Source organism: Salinibacter grassmerensis (genome assembly GCF_947077765.1).
Lineage (GTDB): Bacteria > Bacteroidota > Rhodothermia > Rhodothermales > Salinibacteraceae > Salinibacter > Salinibacter grassmerensis.
Genome location: NZ_CAMTTF010000001.1, coordinates 100,777 through 119,165, shown reverse-complemented (window position 1 = coordinate 119,165; position 18,389 = coordinate 100,777). Strand labels below are relative to the sequence as shown.

Genomic DNA, 18,389 nt, shown 5'->3' with positions numbered 1-18,389 from the left:
AGAGCAGGATGAGACGTGAGAACCTACGAACCCACCTCGGCCTCGAACACCGTGGCGTCGGGGCGGAAGGCGAGCCAGGCGAACGCAAAGTAGTCGCCGTGCCGCACGCGATCGAGCTGTGTGCCCTCCAGCGGCCCTTCGATGGCCTCCCCCGTCACCGTCCAGGTGCTTTTCGTCTCCGCGTCCTGGAAGCGCCCCTTCCCAACGTAGGAGAACTGCAGGGAGCGCCCGTCCACCCGCGGGACGAACACGCCCGTGGACCCGGTTTCCTTCGAGTCCTCGATCTCGGGCGCGTCGAGGGCCGACACCGCACCGGGCGCGTGGAGGACCACCAGAGGCCGGCCCCCGACCGTATCGTGGACGACCCGCTCCTCCTCTGTCGTAGAGTGCGGGTACGCCTTGTGGGTGGTCCCCACACTGACCGCCACGACCTTCTCCATCGGTGGGAGACGGTCGTCGACCGGCCCATCGTAGGCGAAAGGCCTGCTGTCGATGTCGTCGTAGCCCGCGTACGGATTGCGGCCGTAGGGCCGGTCATGCCCTGTATCGCGGGAGAGAACCGCGCCGTCGGGATAGCTGTCCGCAAACTGGCGAAAGGAGACGATCTGAGAGGGCAACTGCTCCAGCGTGTCCCCGGCACGGTCCCCGACGATCGCTTTACCGGTGAGCTGCTGCCACAGCGTCTCGGTCTTCCGGTCGTACATGACCAGGTCTGAGTTGCGGAGCATGCCGGAGACGCCGAACTCGACGGGCGTCCCATCGAGCGTACGAACGAACACGAGGGCGCTGTAGCAGAGCGGGCAGAAGGTGACCGCCACCGGCGTGCCCCCCACTCGATCGTTGACAATCTCGTGGTGGGTGAGAATCTGAAGCGGATAGGCCCGGGCCGCGCCGTTGTATTCGAAGGCAATCACCGGCTCCTCCGGGGCGATCCAATCCTGGGCCGCCCCCACCGAAACGAATACGGGGGCGTCCACCGAGGGAATACCATCCTTCGGCGGCCCACCCGACCGCAGCGTCGAGAGATCGATGTTGTGCGCCGAATAATCCGTGTCGAACTGCTGAAGGGCAGCCGGCGCCCCTGCGGGCAGGGACGACTGCGCTTGCGCCCCGAGCACGACGGAACAGGCCCAGAGGCCCGCTAGACCCAGCACGAAAAACAGTCGGTGCTGCATGGCAGGAGAATCGGGCATCGAGGAAAACAGCAGATCAGTGACCATCCGCGGCTGTGCTTGGGGCGCTTTTTCGGGACAGCGTTACGCGCCGGGCGGACGCCGAGTGTTCTCGTTCCTCTGATCACTACTCCAAGAGTGTTCGTCTCCAAGAGTGTTCGTCGCTCAGCCGCCCGCGTGCCTCTCCCCTGGACGTCCCTCGTCGGGGTTCCCGTCGCCCTCGAGACCGTGTTGAAGGAACGCCCCTCAACCGCCGATGACCAAAGACAGGTGAGAAGGCGAAATGCCCCGCATCCGTTTCGGAGAGCACTCAAAATACTGGCGTGAGGTCACGGCCGCCGTAGCCATGCACTGGTCTCAGGACCGCGTGGCCGCCAGCTCCGGGTCTCCCCATCCCGGATCTCCCCGGTGTGCGGCTCTTCTTCCCGATTCGCACGCATCGGGGCGCAGCCAGACGTAACACGAAGCGGTTGCGTCCCCCGCCCACGTCGTCTAAGTACGTTCCGCGTCGCTGATTCTGTTGTCTTTTGCCACACACGAGAGCATGCGCCGGACATTCACCCCTAGTGGGCTAGTCATCGCGCTTTTGGGATTTTTCCTGACCCGCTACACCATCACGTTCGCCCACGCGGAGGCACCGACGGCGTTTGTGGTCGGGGGCATCGTCCCCCTCGTCCTCGGCCTGTCATTGTCGGTGTGCGGCGTGGCCCTCGCCATCGGCTCATTCGAGACGTGGTACGTGCGCACCATTGCGCGGTGGACAGTGCTCGGGGCCGGCGTGATTGGCCTGCTCATCGTGGCGACCGTCTACGGAGGGGCGTCCTCCTTCGCCGAAGATGTCCGGACGGTCGGCATCTTCTCGAACGTGTTGATCGGGGGCAGTGTGGGCGGGGCTCTCACCGGCCTGTACGCTGCCCAGAACCAAGCCGCCCAGCGCAAGCTCTTGAACCGCCAGAATCGGCTCGTCATTCTCAATCGCCTGTTGCACGACAGGGTGATGAATGCCGTTACGGTGATCAAAGGGAGCGCCCCGCTTCTGCGGGACGATGCAGACTCGGGACTGGAGTCGGTGGACGCCATTCTGGAGAAGGCCGAATCCATCGAGGCCGTCATGGGAAGCGTGCACGACCTCACCGAGCCGGGCGCCGAGGCCGAGCCGCAGCCGGTGAACGTCCCCGAGGCTGTTGAGACGGCACTCCAGCGGGCACGAGAGAGACACCCCGACGCGACGTTTGTGGCCCAGTCGCTCCCATCCGACGTATCGGCGTACGCGAACCACCGGCTGGCAGACGTGGTGGGTCAGTTGCTCAAGAACGGGGCCGAGCACGCCAACCTGGACGCTCCCCGCGTGGCCGTTTCTCTCGACACGACCCCCGACACCGTGACGATCTCCGTGTCCGACGAGGGGCCCGGCCTTCCAGACAAGAACCGGGAAGCCCTGGAGCACGGCACGACCATTTCCAAAGACGGGGATCCTACGGCGGGGCTCGGGCTGTATCTCGTGCGGCTGTTCGTATACGCATTCCAGGGATCCCTTCACACAGAGGTGACCGACGAGGGCACCACCGTGTCGGTCGCCCTCGAACGCGTCCCCGAATCCCCCGAAGACGAGTCCAGCGTCCCGGCAGATTCCTCCCTTGTAGGCGTTACACCGGCCCAGCTCGGGGCCACCGCCCTGTCGGGGCTGGTCGCGGGTGGGGCCATGGGGGCGTACATGCACTTCACCACCGGGGTCGTGCCGGTCATTGGTGCGCTCTACGGCACGCAGAACCTTCTCGTCGGCGTCCTGACCCACGAGTTTCACAGTCTCGTCTTTGCCCTCATCTACGCCGGCCTCCTCACTCTCCTTCCTCGCTGGTGGCGGACAGACTGGGTGGGAATGGTCGGTGTAGGGACCGCGTGGGGCGCAGTGTTATGGCTCGGAGCGAGCGGGTTCGTCATGCCGATTTGGCTTAATCTCGTCGGAATTTCGACCCCGATCCCAAACCTCAGCCCGAACAGCCTGCTGGCGCACCTCCTATGGGGGAGCATGCTCGCGGTCGGCGCTCACGTGAGCCGACGGCGACTTGTCCCGTAGCGCTGGCCGCGTCACGCGTGTCTTCCGGCCGAGAGCAGAGACGCGCCCCGCAGTCCTCATCATCTTCCTCCCCGCTCCGGCCTCCGATCGCCCATAGACGAACCCCGTGCGCAGTCATTTTACGCTTGCACATTTTACACCTACAAGCGCCCCTGCCCCCAGCAGGTCTCACCGACCCCCAACATCAGTTAAAGGAGCCGTGCGACGAGCAACCAGGCAACACGGAACGTCCGAAGCGTTGAATTAGGGCGCCTCAGCATTGTCGATGCATTGTTTCTCTGCACGCTGGTGCCCGGCCCAGAACATCGCGCCCGTCGGTGAAACCAGCGCGTGGGTGTTGCGCCCCCCTGCCTGTGTGGATCTCGAGGACGTTTCGCGCAGACGTGCCCAAAGGCACTTCGCCCAGACTTGTCCGTGTGTCTACACGTTGAATCTTTCCCGTAACGCTGACCGGTAGGCGCCGACCATTTGCCTGGCGCCCATGGACGCTTCTCCTGCCCTGGTCTTTGCCCCACCGTTCTGTACGTCCCATGCTCGACGCGCTCGCCCGCTACGCCAACTGGCTCCACCTGCAGTGGCCCGCCGGGACGCCCGAAAAGCTGCCCAAGGTCGACGACCACTTCCGCACCAACGTCGACGGGGTCTACGTGGTGGGGGACCTGGCCGGGGTGCCCCTCCTCAAGTTCTCGGTCGAGGGCGGAGCCCGGGCCGTTCGGGACCTTCTCACGCGGGGCATCGACCCTGTGGAGCCGACCGGCGAGGACGGGCCGTACGACGTGGTGATCATCGGCGCGGGGGCCAGCGGCATGGCCGCCGCCCGGGAAGCCCAGAAGAGCGGTCTCTCCTTCTGCGTGCTGGAGTCGCAGCGCCGGTTTGCGACGATCAAGGACTTTCAGGCGGAGAAGCCGATTTACACCTACCCGGAATCGATGACGCCGGAGAGCGACCTCGAGATTTCCGCGGAGGTCAAGGAGGCGCTCGTGGAGGAGCTGGAGACGCAGACCCAAGACCTTCCGGTGCGCCACGCAACGGCCCACCGGGTCGATCAGACGGCCCAGGGCCACGAGGTGATCACGACCGACGGAGATCGCATTCGGGGCCAGCGCGTGATCGTGGCCATCGGGCGGAGCGGCAACTTCCGACGCCTCGGCGTGCCCGGCGAGGACAAGGACCACGTGCAGCACCGCCTCCACGACCCCACGCGGTGCCGCGGCGACCGGGCCCTGGTGATCGGCGGGGGCGATTCGGCGGCGGAGGCCGCCGCTGCGCTGACAGAGGAAGGGGCCGACGTCACCCTCTCGTACCGGCGCGACGAGTTCGTGCGGCCGAAGGAGGAGAACGTGGAGCGCCTCTACGAGCTGGCCACGTACCACGAAGGCGAGGGCAGCCTCACCCTCAAGATGCCGACCGACGTGGAAGAGATCCGCGAGGGCGAGGTCGTGCTCTCCGATGAAACCAACGACACGGAGACCGTCGACGCGGATCACGTCTTCGCCACGATCGGGCGGGAAGCGCCGCTCGACTTCTTCCGCCGCTCCGGCATCGAACTCCGCAACGACTGGGGAGAGGTGCCCGACTCCCTCCAGGACGCCATGTCCGGCCTTGCCTGGCTGAAAGACCTGCGCTGGGACCGCATCACGGCGTTCGCGGCCTTCTTTTTCTTCATGGTGGCCGTCTACAGCTGGAAGGACGGCGGCTGGGTGGGCCAGTGGGCGCAGGCCACCGGGTTCTTCCCGTTCGGGTGGGCCCCTGACACGAGCGGAACGGGCGCGCTCGACATTCTGCTAACCTCGATGCAGAAGCCGGGCTTCTACTACACGTTCGCCTATTCGGCGCTCGTGGTCGTCTTCGGGGTCAAACGCATCCGGCGGCGCAAAACGCCCTACATCAAGGTACAGACGCTCACCTTGATGGGCATTCAGGTCCTGCCGCTGTTCATCCTTCCGGAGTTCGTCCTCCCCTACCTCGGGGCGAATGGCCTGTTGCCCACCGGCGTCCTCGACGCCCTCTTCCCCACCAGCGAGTACGCGGTCCACGGGCGCCAGTACTGGCGGGCCTACGGGTTTATCCTGGCGTGGCCCCTCTTCATCTGGAACGTGTTCACCGCCGACCCGCTCTGGTGGTGGCTTGGCATCTGCTTCGTGCAGACCTTCGTGCTCATCCCCGGGATGATCTACTTCTGGGGCAAGGGCGCCTACTGCGGCTGGATTTGCACCTGCGGCGCCCTGGCTGAGACCCTCGGCGACCAGCACCGCGAGAAGATGCCGCACGGCCCCGGCTGGAACAAGCTCAACCTGGCGGGACAGGTGATCATGGGCGTGGCGTTTGCGCTGCTGTTTCTGCGGATCGGCGGGTGGATCTGGCCAGGCAGCTGGGCCGCGGAGGCCTACCGGGCCGGCCTACACGGCGGGAGCCTGGGCCTGGGCTACAGCTGGGTGGTGGACATTCTTCTGGCCGGCATGGTGGGCTTCGGGGTGTACTTCTGGCTCAGCGGACGCTTCTGGTGCCGCTTTTTCTGTCCCTTGGCGGCGATCATGCACATCTACCACCGGTTTAGCCGCTTCCGCATCCTGGCCGACAAGAAGAAGTGCATCTCGTGCAACCAGTGCACGAGCGTCTGTCACCAGGGCATCGACGTGATGAGTTACGCGCAGAAGGGGGAGCACATGGACGACCCGGAGTGCGTCCGGTGCTCGGCGTGCGTGGAGACGTGCCCGACCGGCGTGCTGGAATTTGGACAGGTGAAGCCCAACACTGGCGAGGTGATCCACCGCGACGCGCTGGAGGCGTCGCTCACCCGCATCCAAGAGCACGAGAACGGCGCCGCGGCGTAGCGCTACTCCTCCGCCTGCGGCTCGCCCCTTCGACATGCCCCCGGTGACACGCACCGTCGCTGGCATTAATCTTGCTCTTGTCTGTGCTCTACACAGAGCCTCCGCGACGGCTGAATCGTTGCCCTGGCTGAATCGTAGGTATACTGGCGCACAACGGAAGCGGAATGCCTGGCAGCCACTTGGCAGGAAGCGCTACACGTTCCTCCTTCGCTGTAGCCCCACCCGATGCCCACAAGCGAGACGCAGGGAAGCTCCCTGCCCGAAGACCATACAGATGCGGAGGCCACCTCGCCTCTGCCCGAACAATCCGACTTCGCGGACGCCGTACTCGCGGCCATGCCCGATCCCGTCTTTGTGTTTGGCCCTCAGAACACGCTTGCGTGGGGCAACGACCCTCTTCAGCGAGCCATCGGGCACTCGGCCGCTGCCCTCCGCGGAAAGAGCCTATCTGATCTGTTCGGAAAGGGCGACGCCGCGTCTGTCGAGCAGACCCTCGACGCCGTGCGGGCGGAACGCGATACCGCAACGGCCGAGGTTGCGCTGATTCCTCGCGAAGGACCGGCCCGCCCCTGTACGTTCACCGCGCGGCCGCTGTCCGGCGACGTGGGGCCGCCGAATTGTGTCGTGGGCATCGCGCGGATGGCGCCTCTGTCCGCGGCCCAGGACGAAACGCTCCGGCTCGAACGCGACCGGTTGGCGGCGCTGTACACGGGCCTGCCGAGCCCGGTGGTGCACTACGAGGTGCGGAGCGGGGCCGCGATCGCGCGTGGGGCCAACGTGGCGTTTGAAGAGACCTTTGGCCTGTCACGGAGCGAAGTTGTGGGCCGCGACCTCGACGCGCTTCTTGCCCCCGACGAACGACTTCCTCAGGCCGAGACGCTGACCCAGCAGGCCATAGAAGAGGGCAGCGTACAGGCCGAAGTAATCCGCGAGACGGATGAGGGGCGCCGGCACTTCCGGCTCAATTCGGTGCTCTTTTCCGATAGCGAGACACCGGAAGGATACGCGATCTACACCGACATTACCGAACAGAAGGAACGGGAGCAGACGCTGCGCGCCGAGCAGGAGGCCCTGCGGTCGATGTACCGCATTACCGCCGATCAGAACGCCTCCTTTGAGGATAAGGTGGGCTGCCTCATCGAGCTCGGGTGCGATTACTTGGACCTCCCGTACGGGTTTTTGACCCGCATCTCGGACGGCACACAGCACATTCTCGAGGCGACAGGCGACCACCCGCTACTCCAGCCAGGCGAGTCGTGTCCCCTCTCCAAATCGTACTGCCGAGAGACGGCGGAGAGGGATGCCCTGCTGGCCATCCAGGACGTCGCCCCCACGGGCTGGACGGACGACCCGGCCTATGAGGAATTCGAGCTGGGCGCTTATATCGGCTCACAAATTCTGGTCGATGGGGGCCTCTACGGCACGCTGTGCTTCGCGGCCTCCGACGCCCGCGACACCGCGTTCACGGAGCGGGAGCGGACCTTTATGGAATTGATGACCCGCTGGGCCAGCTACGAACTTGAGCAGCGCCGCGCTACGGAGCAGCTCGAGCGCCAAAACGAACGGCTCGACAACTTCGCGGGCCTCGTGGCCCACGACCTCCGAAACCCGCTCAACGTGGCAAAGGGCCGCCTCGAGCTCGCTGCAGACACGGAGGACCTGAGCCACCTGCCGGCCATTGGCCGTGCTCTAGGCCGGATGGACGAAATCATCGAAGACCTGCTGGCGATTACCTGGGGAGGACAAAAGCTCAGCGACGCGGACCTGGGCGACTGTGACCTCGCTTCCCTAATTGCGTCGTGCTGGGAGCGTGTTGACGTGCCGGAGGCCCAGCTCGTGGTGGAGGACCCTCCCTGCGTGTACGCCGACGAGAGCCGCCTCCAGCGGCTTCTGGAAAACCTGTTCCGCAACGCCATCGAGCACGGAGGCGACGACGTGACCCTCCGAGTGGGTGCGCTCGACGACGGCTTTTTCGTGGAAGACGACGGCCCGGGGATCCCCTCTGATCAGGAGGAGGATGTGCTCAAGGCCGGATACTCGTCGGACGAGGAAGGCACGGGACTCGGCCTGAGCATCGTGAAGACTATCGTGGACGCTCACGGATGGTCTCTTGAACTGACGGAGGGACGCGACGGCGGGGCGCGCTTCGAGGTTACGGGGACTGAGGTGGACCACGGGTAGGCGCGGCCATCCGTGCGGCCCGGACGCACCTCCGGGAGGGTTTCGCCGAACATCCCATTTCGCCACGGGTCAGGACCGGCTAGAGGCGCGTCCCTGTCTTGATGTTGATGCACCTACGTCTCACTCATCGACCCCGCCGCCTTTCCGCCCTCGACCGCTTCGGCCCCCGGCGACTCGCCCTGAGGGAGCTTCACGGTAAAGCGGCTGCCGGTCCCTTCCTCCGTCTCGACGTCTACCTGTCCCCCCATCTCCTCCGTTGCCTTCTGGGTCACCGCCAATCCCACGCCGCTGCCCTCGTAGGCCCGACCGATGCCCTCCGACGCCTGCCGAAACGGCTTGAACAGATCTTTGGCGAGCGTCGGGTCCATCCCAATTCCGGTATCCTCGACCTCCAACACCGCCCAGTCATTTTTCCGGTACACCCGGACGTGGACTCCTCCCTCTTCAGTGTACTTGATGGCGTTGGAGACCAGGTTCTGCAGCACGATTTGCACGCTGCCCGCGTCGGCCCGCGCCCAGACCTCCGGGCGGTCCGTCTCGACCGTCAGCCCCAGCCCTTTTTCCGTCGCCTGGGGCCGCAGCTCCTCGATGGTCTGGCGCGCCTCCGTGACCAGATCGACCGGCTCCGTCTTGAGTTCCATCTGCCCCGCCTCCAGTTTTGAGAGGTTCAGCACACCGTCGAGGGTATCAAGCAGTCGATGCCCGCTCTGCCCGATAAGCTCGGCAAACCGGCCGGCATTCCCCTCCTCATCGCCGACCTCGTCGCCGAGGGCCTCGGCAAACCCGATGATCGAGGTGAGGGGCGTGCGAATCTCGTGACTCATGTTGGCCAGAAAGGCCGATTTCAGCCGGGCGGCCTCCTCGGCCTGATCCCGTGCCACCTCCGCCTCTTCGCGAACCCGCTCCGCCTCTTCCTTTGCCGCCCGCAGCGCCTTCTCCCGGTCGAGTCGGTCGAGCGTCGCCGTGGCGTAGCTGCCGAGCACCTCAATCAGATGCGTGTCGAATCCATTGATCGCGCCGGGCTCCGGCGACGCCACCGCGAAGGTGCCGTGCTCACCGACCGGAACCACCACGACCGACCGCAGGTCGCCGTATTCGGCGGGGTCGTTGACCTCCACCGTCTCTACGTCGTCGACCGCGAGCGTCTGCCCGCTCCGGTACACCTCCGCGACGGCACTGGCCCCGTCGACGTCAAAGTCCGGGCGCTCCGGCATAAATGTGAGGGTCGTCTCCGCCACGTCGAACACCTTCAGGACCCCGTCCTCGACGAAGCGCACCGATACGCCCCGATAGCCCAACACCTCGCGGACGAGTTCGATGAGGGCCTCTGCAACCTCCACACGACTGGTGGCCCGGAGCAGACGATCGGTCGCCGAGTAGAGGGCCTCAACCTTCATCTGCCGATCCTTCAGCTCCGTCTCTCGCCGGGTGAGTTCCTGCGTTCGGCGCCGCACGGCGGACCGCAGGAACAGGATCACCGCAATGGAGACCACGCCAAGCCCCCCGACTCCCAGAAGGGTCCACCGTAGGTAGCTCCACGCCTGCCCGATGTGGGCCAGGTCGCCTTCCTCTCGGGGCAAGATCTGATAGGAAAGGTCGTACTGACTGATGATGCCCGTTACCTCCACCCGGTCGCCCTCACCGAACCGCCCCAGACGGATGCGGTCTGTGTGCTGGTTCGACACGAACACGGTAAGCTGAGCGTCGGAGGACGCCTCCTCGCGGAGCACGAAGTATTCGCCCCCCCGGTTCGAACTCCGTGCCGTGATCGTTCCATTCACGCGTGCGAATTGCCCCTCGTGACGGTCCGATGCGGCCGACGGCACCGAAAGGGGAACCGGATCGGGCGCCCGCCGGGAGGCCCCCACGCGCTGGTAGCCCATCCCTTCAATCTGCGTGAGCCCTGCCCTGTGCCGCAGCACCCCCCACACCCGCGCACTGTCTCCACGGCTGAGAGACGGGGCGTCCTGCAGGCGCACATGGATCCCCGCCGTCGTGTCTTGAAGGGCCCCGACGCCATCGTTCGGAAGGGGCAGCGCGCCGGGCGCGGCACTGACACGTCCCGCGACCGAAACCGTGTCGCCCACGCGGTCTGGGACGCTGTCGCCGTCGACGTCTTGCCGGACCTGAGCGATGGGGGCGGGCGTCCGGAATTGGAGGCTGTCTGTCGGCGAAGCCCCTGCCCATGCAACGTTCCCCCAACACGGCATCAGGCCGATGGCGAGCAGTCCCCAAAAGACCGAGCGGTGCGTCACAGGAATGGAGCGGCGGAATGCGGGTGGACTTTGTGGAGAAGCCGCACAAGAAACGCTCCATTTGTGACGCTGGTCCCTGGAGACGGCCCGGCCTGCGGTGGCCTAACAGGGATCTCCGCCTGGGCGGCCCCACAAGTTTCTGATTCTTCGTATGTCATCGGTTAGCGTTCCGAGTACGGGAGGCGCTCGACGCCGAAGAGAATGGCGTACAGAACGGGCACCACGATCATCGTGAGCACCGTGGCGAAGAGAAGCCCGGACGTGATGGTCACGGCCATGGCCACGAAGAATGCGTCGGTGAAGAGCGGAATCATGCCCAGGGCCGTCGTAATGGATGCCATCATGACCGGACGCAGCCGGACGACGCTCGCGCCCACAATGGCCTGGTAGAGCGATTCGTCCTGCTTCCAGATCTCAATCTCGTCGATCACGACGACGGCATTCTTGATGAGCAGGCCCGACAGGCTGAGGAAGCCCAGCAGCGCCGTGAACCCGAAGGCCGCCCCCGTGGCCAGCAGGCCCGCCACCACGCCGATCAGGGCCAGGGGCACGGTGAGCCAGATGATGAGCGGCTGGCGGAGTGCGTTGAAGAGCGCCACCGTAATCAGCACCATCAGTACGAAGAAGATCGGGACGGCCGAGAGGAGCGAGGCATTGGCCTCGTTCGAGTTCTCGTACTGCCCGCCCCAGCTGATCTCGTACCCCCGGGGCAGGGAGAGCTCTTCCACTACCGGCCGCACCCGCTGGAAGACCGAGGTCGCCGTTCCCGAGATGGGGTCGGCGTACACGCTCACGGTCGGGGACCGCTTGTACCGCCACACGATCCCGTCTTCAAATCCGGTCCCGAACCCAGAGACGACCTGCCGGATCGGGACGTACTCACTCGCCACGGGACTCCATACCTGCGTGTTCTTCATATTACTGGCACGCGCCCGCTCCTCGGACGGGGCCCGCATCATGATGGGCAGCAGGTCACTTTCTTCACGGTACACCCCCATGCGGGTGCCCTCAAAGGTGCGCTGGATGGCACGCGCCACGTCGGGGCGCGTCACCCCGAGGGCACTCGCCGCGTCCTCGGCGACCTGGGGCCGGGTCACCTCCACCCGGTTGCGCCAGTTGTTGCGGACGGCCTTGGTGTTGTCGTCCGCCTGCAAGATCCCCTCCACGCGCTGGGCGATGGCCCGTAGCGAGTCGGGGTTGGGGCCGCTGATGCGCGCCTGGATGCGCCCGGTGCCGCCCCCAGGCCCGAAGACAAACGGAAAGGCGTACACGTTCGCCCGCGGGAGCATCGTGGAGAGACGGGCATCCACCGAGTCCTTGAGGCTGGAAATCTTTCGCCAGTCGTCAACGTCCACGATGAGCTGTCCGTAGGACGAATTTTGCCGTTCCGGGCTGTACGGAAGCACGAACCGGAGCGCCCCCTGCCCCACCACCGAGCTGACGTGGGTGACGGCATCGAGGTCCTGCACGTACTGCTCCGCCTCCTTGACGGCGGCCTCGGTGTCCCGGATGTGCGTGCCCTGCGGCATCCACACGTCCACGAGGAACTGCGGGCGCGTGGAGTCGGGAAAGAAGCTCTGCTTGACGGCCCCGGCGCCCCACAGCGACAGCCCCATGAGCCCCGTGATGACCGCCACCGTCACCCACCGGTAGTTGATCGCGCCCTGGAGCAGGCGTCGGTAGGCGGTGTAGACCGGCCCGTCGTGGGCACTCTCAACCTCCTCGTCCGGGTCGGGCTTTTTGAGAAAGTCGACCCCCAGAAGCGGCGCGAGCGTGACGGAGAGCAGCCAACTCAGGGACAGCGAGTAGAGAATGACGAGGAACAGCGATCCCAAAAACTCCCCGCTGCTGTCGGAGGAGGTCCCGATGGCCGCGAAGCCCAGGATGGCCACGGCCGTGGCCCCGAAGAGCGGCCACTTCGTCTGCTCCACAATCTCCGACGCGGCCTCCACCCGCTCCCGCCCCTCTTTGAGGCGCGTAAGGATGCCGTCCACAATGACCACGGCGTTGTCGACGAGCATGCCGAGCGCGATAATCAGCGCGCCCAGCGAGATCCGCTGCAGCACCACGTCCGTCGCGTACATCAGGATGAACGTGCCGAGGACGGTGACGGCCAGCAGAAATCCCATGAGGAGCCCACTGCGCCACCCCATCGCCAGCAGCAGCACGACGATCACGATCGCGATGGCGGTGACCAGGTTCCAGACGAAGCCGCTGACCGCCTCGCTCACGTCCTCGGCCTGGAAGTTGATGTAGTTGTACTCGATGCCCAGGGGACGGTCGGCCTTCAGCTCATCGAGACGATCCTGCACGGCCCGCCCCATCGTGACGACGTTGCCCCCGTCGACGGTCGACACGCCGAGGCCGATCGCCGGCTGGCCGTCGTACCGCATGATTGCACGGGGCGGGTCTGCGTAGCCGCGGCGCACCGTGGCGATGTCCTCCAGAAAGATTTGACGTCCCCCCTGGCTCGCGATCAAGATCGACCGCAGGTCGTCCAGGGACGCCGTCGCCCCCGACGGACGCACGGAGATGTGGCTGTCCCCCACCCGCACCCGGCCGGCGTCGACGACAATGTTCTGCGTGCGCAGCTTCCCGGCGATCCGGTCGACGCTGATTCCCAGGTTCGACAACCGGTTGCGGTTCGGCTCGACGTAGATGGTCTCCTGCCGGTCCGCAAAAAGTCGGACCTTCGCGACGTCCTGGACCTGCACCAGTTCTCGCTTGAGGTCCTCCGCGTGGTTCTTCAGCGCCTCCTTGCTATAGCCCTCCCCGGTAATGGCCATGAAGATGCCGTACACGTCCCCGAAGTCGTCCTCCACGGCGGACGGGCCGGCCCCGGGCGGAAGGCGTCCCTGGGCATCGTTGACCTTGTCGCGCAGGTCGTCGAAGGCTTGCGTGACCGCGTCCCCGATGACGTCGCTCTTCATCTCGACCTCCAGCGTCGAGCGTCCCCGGCTGGAGCGGGACTTGATCTCCTTCACCTTCCCCATTTCCTGAACGGCCTCCTCGATGGGGTCGGACACCTCCTCCTCCACCTCGTGGGCGGTCGCCCCCGGGTACTGGGTCACCACCAGCGCGCGCTTGATAGTAAACTCCGGGTCCTCCAGGCGCCCCAGGTTCAGGAACGCGATGACGCCCCCCACCACCACGAGCAACGTGGTGACGTACGTCAGCGTCCGGTTCTCAATGGCTGCCTTGGCGATGTCCATGGTTACTCACAGCGAAACACGTGGAAAGAGAGCTGTCGGCCGTGGGGCGTTCTGGGGGTTACTCCAGTGGGCGAACGGATTGGCCGTCGCTGAGCTGATGCACCCCGGTCGCGGCGATGCGGTCGCCGGCCTGGAGGCCCGACGTGACGACCACCGTGCTGTCGCGCATCGTTCCCAGCGAGACGGATTGACGGGTTACGGTCATCGACGAGTCGCTCACCGCCCAGACGGAGGCCGTCTCGCCCGACCTCGAAAAGACAGCGCTGGTCGGAATCGCAATCGTGCCCGACGCGTCGGTCCCTGAGGCCGGTCCGCCCCCCACGATGGCACGGGCAGTCATGCCCGGCAGGATGCCGGCGTCCTCGGGCGGCCGCACCGTGAGCGTCGCCTCGTAGGTGCGGGTGCGCGGATTCGCCGTCGTCGTAATCTCCTTGAGCGTGGCGGGGAAGCGGCGGTCCGGGCGCATCGAGAACGTGACGGCGAGCGACTCCGACTCCAGGGCACGGCGCATCCGGCTCTGCTCCGGCACGTCGATCACTACCTCCATCCGGGAGAGGTCCTGCACGGTCGCGACGCCCTGCTGCGGCCCTACGTTCTCATTGATCTCCACCTTCTTTTCAGCCACGCGCCCGTCGAAGGGGGCCGTGATGCGCGTATCCCCCACCTGGGTCTGGGCCTGCTCGAGCTGCGACTGGGCCACCTCGTGCTCTCGTTGCCGTGCTTCCAGCTGCTGCTGCGACACGATACCCTGCGCGTACAGCGACTTGGCCCGCTCGTACGCCGATCGGGCCGCGTTCCGGGTCGCCCGGGCGGAGCTCAGGCGCGACTGCGCGTCGGTGCCGTCGAGGCGAGCGATGAGCTGTCCGGCCTCGACACGCTCGCCTGCCTGCACGGGCAGGTCAACGACCGTGCCGGGCACCTCAAACGAGAGGGTGGCCGTCTCGGCGGCCGAGACGGTGCCCGGGTACTCCCGGACCGGCGTGGAGCCCTCCCCCTGCACGGTGTGCATCTTGATCGGGCGCACCGGCGGCTCTAGGGCTGGAGCAGACGCGCTCTCGGCACCACAGGCGCTCAGGAGCACGGCCGCGCCAATCAGCATTGCGAGCCCAATCCCCGATGGGAGAGCGGCACGCGGAAACGAAAAACGAGACATAGGCATCGACGGAGAGTGGCGTCGGTGAAGAAAACAGTGGAAGCGGGCGGGTGCTCTACCGCCCTTCGTCCATGAAGGCACGGAGGCGCTCGCGGACGGCCGCCCGCTCGTCGGCAGTCTGTAGCGGCCCGGTGCGCGAGATGGCCCGCTCGGTTTGCAGGAGGCGACGCAGGAAGGAGTAGCGGGCGTCCACCTCGGCCAGGCGAGCATTGAGGACCGCCTCCTGGGCGTCGAGAAGGTCGAGTACGTCCGCCGCCCCGGCGGTGTAGGAGTCCTGAACGAGGTCGATCGTCTCCTGGGCCGTGCGCCGGCCCGCCTCCGCCTCCCGGAGGCTGAGGTAGCCGGACGTAGCCTGCTCGGTGCGCGACCGGATGCGTTCCTCAAGGCCGGAGCGCACCTCGCGGCGCTGGGCCTTGAGCTGGCTGAGCTGGGCACGCGCCCGCTCAATCTGGCCGTCGCGCTTGAGGCCTGTGAAGAGCGGCAGGCTGAGAGAGAGGCCCACGTTCCAGGTGGTATTCGGCGCCTGCGGAAGAGCGGCCCCGCCCGTCGGCCCGCCCGGCAGGGACAGCGACTCGGTGCCCGCGCCGCCCTCCAGCACGCGGCTGTTGAGCTGCCCCTCCAGGGCCACGGTGGGCGCCCAGTACGACTGCTGCCCCACCTCTACCCCCCGCTGGGCCGCCGCAATCTGTTCGTCGAGCGCCTGCAGTTCAGGCGCGTTCGACAGCCCCTCCTCCAGCAGAAAGTCGGTGAGGCGCTGGCGGGAGGCCGAGGTGTGGCCGTACTCCGCGAAGACCGGCTCTGGAAGCGTCAGGATGGAGTCGGAGGGCGACAGCCCGGCCACCCCCACGAGCTCGTCGGGCGACCGGGCCAGCACCTGCGCGAGGCGGGCGCGGGCCACCTCGACCCGCGACTCGGCGTCGAGGACCGTGCGCCGCGCCTGGGCCACCTGCGTTTTGAAGCGCAGCACCTGCTGCCGGCCTACCTGCCCGGATTCCTGGCGTGCCCGGGCAAGCGACAGGTTTTCGCGGCTGAGGACGAGGTCGCGTCGACGGACCTGGGCCAGGGCCCGTGCCTGCAGGACCGAGACGTAAGCCCCCGACACCTGGAGTGCAATGTCTTGCTTGGAGCCTTCTACCTCGGACGCGTCGGCCGCCCGCTGGCGCTTCGCGATCTCCAGGTCGCCCAGCTCTCGAGGGGAAAACAAGGTCTGCGAGAACGATACCGACCCACTCAGGGCCCGCTCGGGCTGGGCCCCGAAGCTGGCGGCGGCCTGGTCGGAATCCACCTGGCGCGCTCGCGCCTCAACCTGCACCTGCGGAAGCAGGTCGCCCCGCTCGATCCGCACGTCCTCGCGCGCAGCCTCCAGCCCCGACCGCCGAGCGTTCAACCCGTAGTTGGCACCGACGCCCCGGCGCACCGCCTGTCCGTAGGTGATCGAGTCCGTGGGTGCCGGGGCGGGCGTGTCGGCCAGGGTCACCCGCAGACGCAGGGCATCGGGCACGGAGAGGCCGAGTCGGCGGGCCGTTGCCTCGTTGACGTAGGGCGTTCGCGGCGACGGAAGCTCCACCGCGAGCGACTCGGCGGCGGCGCCCCGGAGGAGATCCGCGGCGTGGAGGGCCACACGTCGGGGAATGGGATCGACGGAGGGTGCGGACGCCGTCGCCAGCGCCCCCCGATCTACGAGTTCACGCCCTCGGTGGACGGCCGCCAGAATCTGACGCGCACGCAGGCCCGAGATTAAACGGTCCCGTTCCACCGGGGAAAGCGGCAGTGGCGTCGCCAGGTAGGCCGCGTCCGTGCCGGCGGGCAGGGCCTCCAGTGTGGCCTCGGCCGTAGCCTGCACCGGCACCACCCGCCAGTCGGTGTCCGACGAGTCTCGCTGGCGGAGCCGGCGGCGCATCCGGTCGGCGAGCGCAGGCGTCCCCTCCAGCATGCGGGCCGGCACTAGGAGCGCGGGGGCCGAGGTCGACGTCAGCGACCGGAGCAGGTCCATGTTCTCGCGCAAAAGCCCCGGCTCGGCCACATACGCTAGATTCTTCGCGCCGCTGGCGTCCTCCGACTTCGGGAATCCCTGAAGGTCCGGGTCTAGGGCGTGGGCGGCCACCACCGGCACGTCCCGCTCGGCACTTGTAGCGAGCCGATGCGAGGCCGATAGCCCCACGGCGACGACGACCGAGGGGCCTGCCTCACCGCCCATCAGGCGCTTGAGGTCCGCGTCGTCCCTCGTGCCCAAGACTCGTCGGTACGTCTCCGGAAACTGCACTCGGCGCTCCGGGCGCATGAGCGACCGCAGTTCCCGCCGAACGGCATCCGCGGCCCGGCGGTGCGCCTGGGACGAGTCGCTGAGCACGATCCCAACGTCTACCTCCCCGCCGGGGGCAGGCTGTGCCGCCGCGTGCTGGAGCGGGCGAGACAGCATTCCGAGGATGCTCCCCAAAAGGACCACTGCGAGCCCCCCAGTCCAGGACAGATGGGCCGCGCCAGCAAACCAACGGTTGATGCGCAAGCGGGCCGCGAAAGTCGAGGAATCCATGTAGAAACAAGAGACATTAGCGATGACGGAAGTCGGCATCCGATTTGGGATGCCATGCCAAAGCAGGCACATATTACGCCAAATACCACACCACATTTCGGAGCGTGCTCACACGCGAGGGGGGACCGCCTAATCGATTTCGGGATCCACCGACGCCTTTGTGTAGGCGGCCCAGAGCATCTCGAAGGACTGGTCGATCAGCTCCTCATCCAGTTCCGGACCATCGTTGAGATGCTCCTGCACCAGGTGGGTAACCGTCCCGATGAAGAACGACCCGTACACCGACTGGGGCAAATCGGGAAAGAGCCCTTGCTCCACCCCGTCCCGATGGATTGCCTGGAACGGGGACTTCAGATCCTCGGGCTGAGCGCGCTCGGCCCGCCGGAGGTACGCCGACGATTCGTACTGCAGGATGAACCGGTAGAGGCGGGGGCAGTCCATGTAGTTTCGAATGACAGCCCGCCAAGTCATCCGGAGGCGATCTCGCACCGAGGCGTCCTCATCGAAGCCCATATCCATGATCGACTGGTGGGCCGCGGCGCGTGCCTCCGCGTACAACTGGTCGACGAGGTCGTCTTTGCCGTCGAAGTACCGGTAGATGGTTCCGGCCCCGACCCCCGCCGCCTCGGCAATTTCCGACATGGACGTCCCGTGGAACCCCTGCTCGTCGAACAGGCAAAGGCCCGCCTTGAGAATGTCGCCGCGTTTGCCCTGTGTGTCTTCGATTGGCTCGATCGATGGATTGGAATGAACATTCATTCCGGTAACATGGACCACATTCATGCGTTTCGATATCTGATCCGATTCATATAGGGCTCGCCCCTCCTTTACCTCACCTCCATCTCTCATCGGCGTGCAGCGTGGCATGCGGCCCCTTGGGCCCGATGCGCGCCCGGAACTCTTTGTCCAGCGTACACTCTGTGCACAAAATAAAAAGGGCCGCCCCCTCAAAGGGACGGCCCTTCGGTGTCT

At 66.4% G+C, this 18,389-nt stretch carries 9 protein-coding genes; 3 read left to right on the top strand and 6 right to left on the bottom strand.

The genetic code is table 11. From position 1 onward, the window contains the following. Nucleotides 1-23: 23 nt before the first annotated feature. Entirely contained in the window at nucleotides 24-1,175 is a 1,152-nt protein-coding gene (locus tag OJB03_RS00510) for a DUF3179 domain-containing protein (protein WP_263784360.1), read from the bottom strand. 541 nt (nucleotides 1,176-1,716) lie between these two features. Here OJB03_RS00510 and OJB03_RS00505 point away from each other — a divergent pair. The 3 genes from OJB03_RS00505 (at nucleotide 1,717) to OJB03_RS00495 (ending at nucleotide 8,264) form a co-directional block, all read left to right on the top strand. Beyond that, the gene (locus OJB03_RS00505) at nucleotides 1,717-3,249 is read left to right on the top strand and encodes an ATP-binding protein (protein ID WP_263784358.1); all 1,533 of its coding nucleotides are present in this window, start codon (nucleotides 1,717-1,719) and stop codon (nucleotides 3,247-3,249) included. Between the two features lie 530 nt (nucleotides 3,250-3,779). Further along, nucleotides 3,780-6,083 (top strand): FAD-dependent oxidoreductase, encoded by a 2,304-nt coding sequence (locus OJB03_RS00500; protein WP_263784356.1) that lies wholly within the window; start codon nucleotides 3,780-3,782, stop codon nucleotides 6,081-6,083. 225 nt (nucleotides 6,084-6,308) lie between these two features. Continuing rightward, a complete protein-coding gene (locus OJB03_RS00495) occupies nucleotides 6,309-8,264 on the top strand; it encodes a PAS domain-containing sensor histidine kinase (RefSeq protein WP_263784353.1) in 1,956 nt (651 codons plus the stop codon). A 113-nt stretch (nucleotides 8,265-8,377) separates the two neighbouring features. On the opposite strand, the gene OJB03_RS00490 is transcribed toward OJB03_RS00495, so the two are convergent. The 5 genes from OJB03_RS00490 to OJB03_RS00470 all read right to left on the bottom strand — a co-directional run bounded on the left by OJB03_RS00490 (nucleotide 8,378) and on the right by OJB03_RS00470 (nucleotide 18,176). Beyond that, complete coding sequence (locus OJB03_RS00490; RefSeq protein WP_263784351.1) at nucleotides 8,378-10,519, bottom strand: ATP-binding protein; 2,142 nt, start codon at nucleotides 10,517-10,519, stop codon at nucleotides 8,378-8,380. Nucleotides 10,520-10,680: 161 nt separating this feature from the next. Then, a complete protein-coding gene (locus OJB03_RS00485) occupies nucleotides 10,681-13,731 on the bottom strand; it encodes an efflux RND transporter permease subunit (RefSeq protein ID WP_263784349.1) in 3,051 nt (1,016 codons plus the stop codon). 58 nt (nucleotides 13,732-13,789) lie between these two features. Next, a complete protein-coding gene (locus tag OJB03_RS00480; RefSeq protein WP_263784348.1) occupies nucleotides 13,790-14,890 on the bottom strand; it encodes an efflux RND transporter periplasmic adaptor subunit in 1,101 nt (366 codons plus the stop codon). Between the two features lie 49 nt (nucleotides 14,891-14,939). Further along, nucleotides 14,940-17,417 (bottom strand): TolC family protein, encoded by a 2,478-nt coding sequence (locus OJB03_RS00475; protein ID WP_263784347.1) that lies wholly within the window; start codon nucleotides 17,415-17,417, stop codon nucleotides 14,940-14,942. Nucleotides 17,418-17,546: 129 nt separating this feature from the next. Then, nucleotides 17,547-18,176, bottom strand: coding sequence for a TetR/AcrR family transcriptional regulator (locus OJB03_RS00470; RefSeq protein ID WP_263784346.1), 630 nt, complete (start codon nucleotides 18,174-18,176; stop codon nucleotides 17,547-17,549). Between the last annotated feature and the right edge of the window lie 213 nt (nucleotides 18,177-18,389).

What these genes read in the sequence shown, in the direction of transcription:
- OJB03_RS00510 (WP_263784360.1), bottom strand. Translation starts at nt 1,175, where the DNA reads ATGCAGCACCGACTGTTTTTCGTGCTGGGTCTAGCGGGCCTCTGGGCC.
- OJB03_RS00505 (WP_263784358.1), top strand. Translation starts at nt 1,717, where the DNA reads ATGCGCCGGACATTCACCCCTAGTGGGCTAGTCATCGCGCTTTTGGGA.
- OJB03_RS00500 (WP_263784356.1), top strand. Translation starts at nt 3,780, where the DNA reads ATGCTCGACGCGCTCGCCCGCTACGCCAACTGGCTCCACCTGCAGTGG.
- OJB03_RS00495 (WP_263784353.1), top strand. Translation starts at nt 6,309, where the DNA reads ATGCCCACAAGCGAGACGCAGGGAAGCTCCCTGCCCGAAGACCATACA.
- OJB03_RS00485 (WP_263784349.1), bottom strand. Translation starts at nt 13,731, where the DNA reads ATGGACATCGCCAAGGCAGCCATTGAGAACCGGACGCTGACGTACGTC.
- OJB03_RS00480 (WP_263784348.1), bottom strand. Translation starts at nt 14,890, where the DNA reads ATGCCTATGTCTCGTTTTTCGTTTCCGCGTGCCGCTCTCCCATCGGGG.
- OJB03_RS00475 (WP_263784347.1), bottom strand. Translation starts at nt 17,417, where the DNA reads ATGGATTCCTCGACTTTCGCGGCCCGCTTGCGCATCAACCGTTGGTTT.
- OJB03_RS00470 (WP_263784346.1), bottom strand. Translation starts at nt 18,176, where the DNA reads ATGAATGTTCATTCCAATCCATCGATCGAGCCAATCGAAGACACACAG.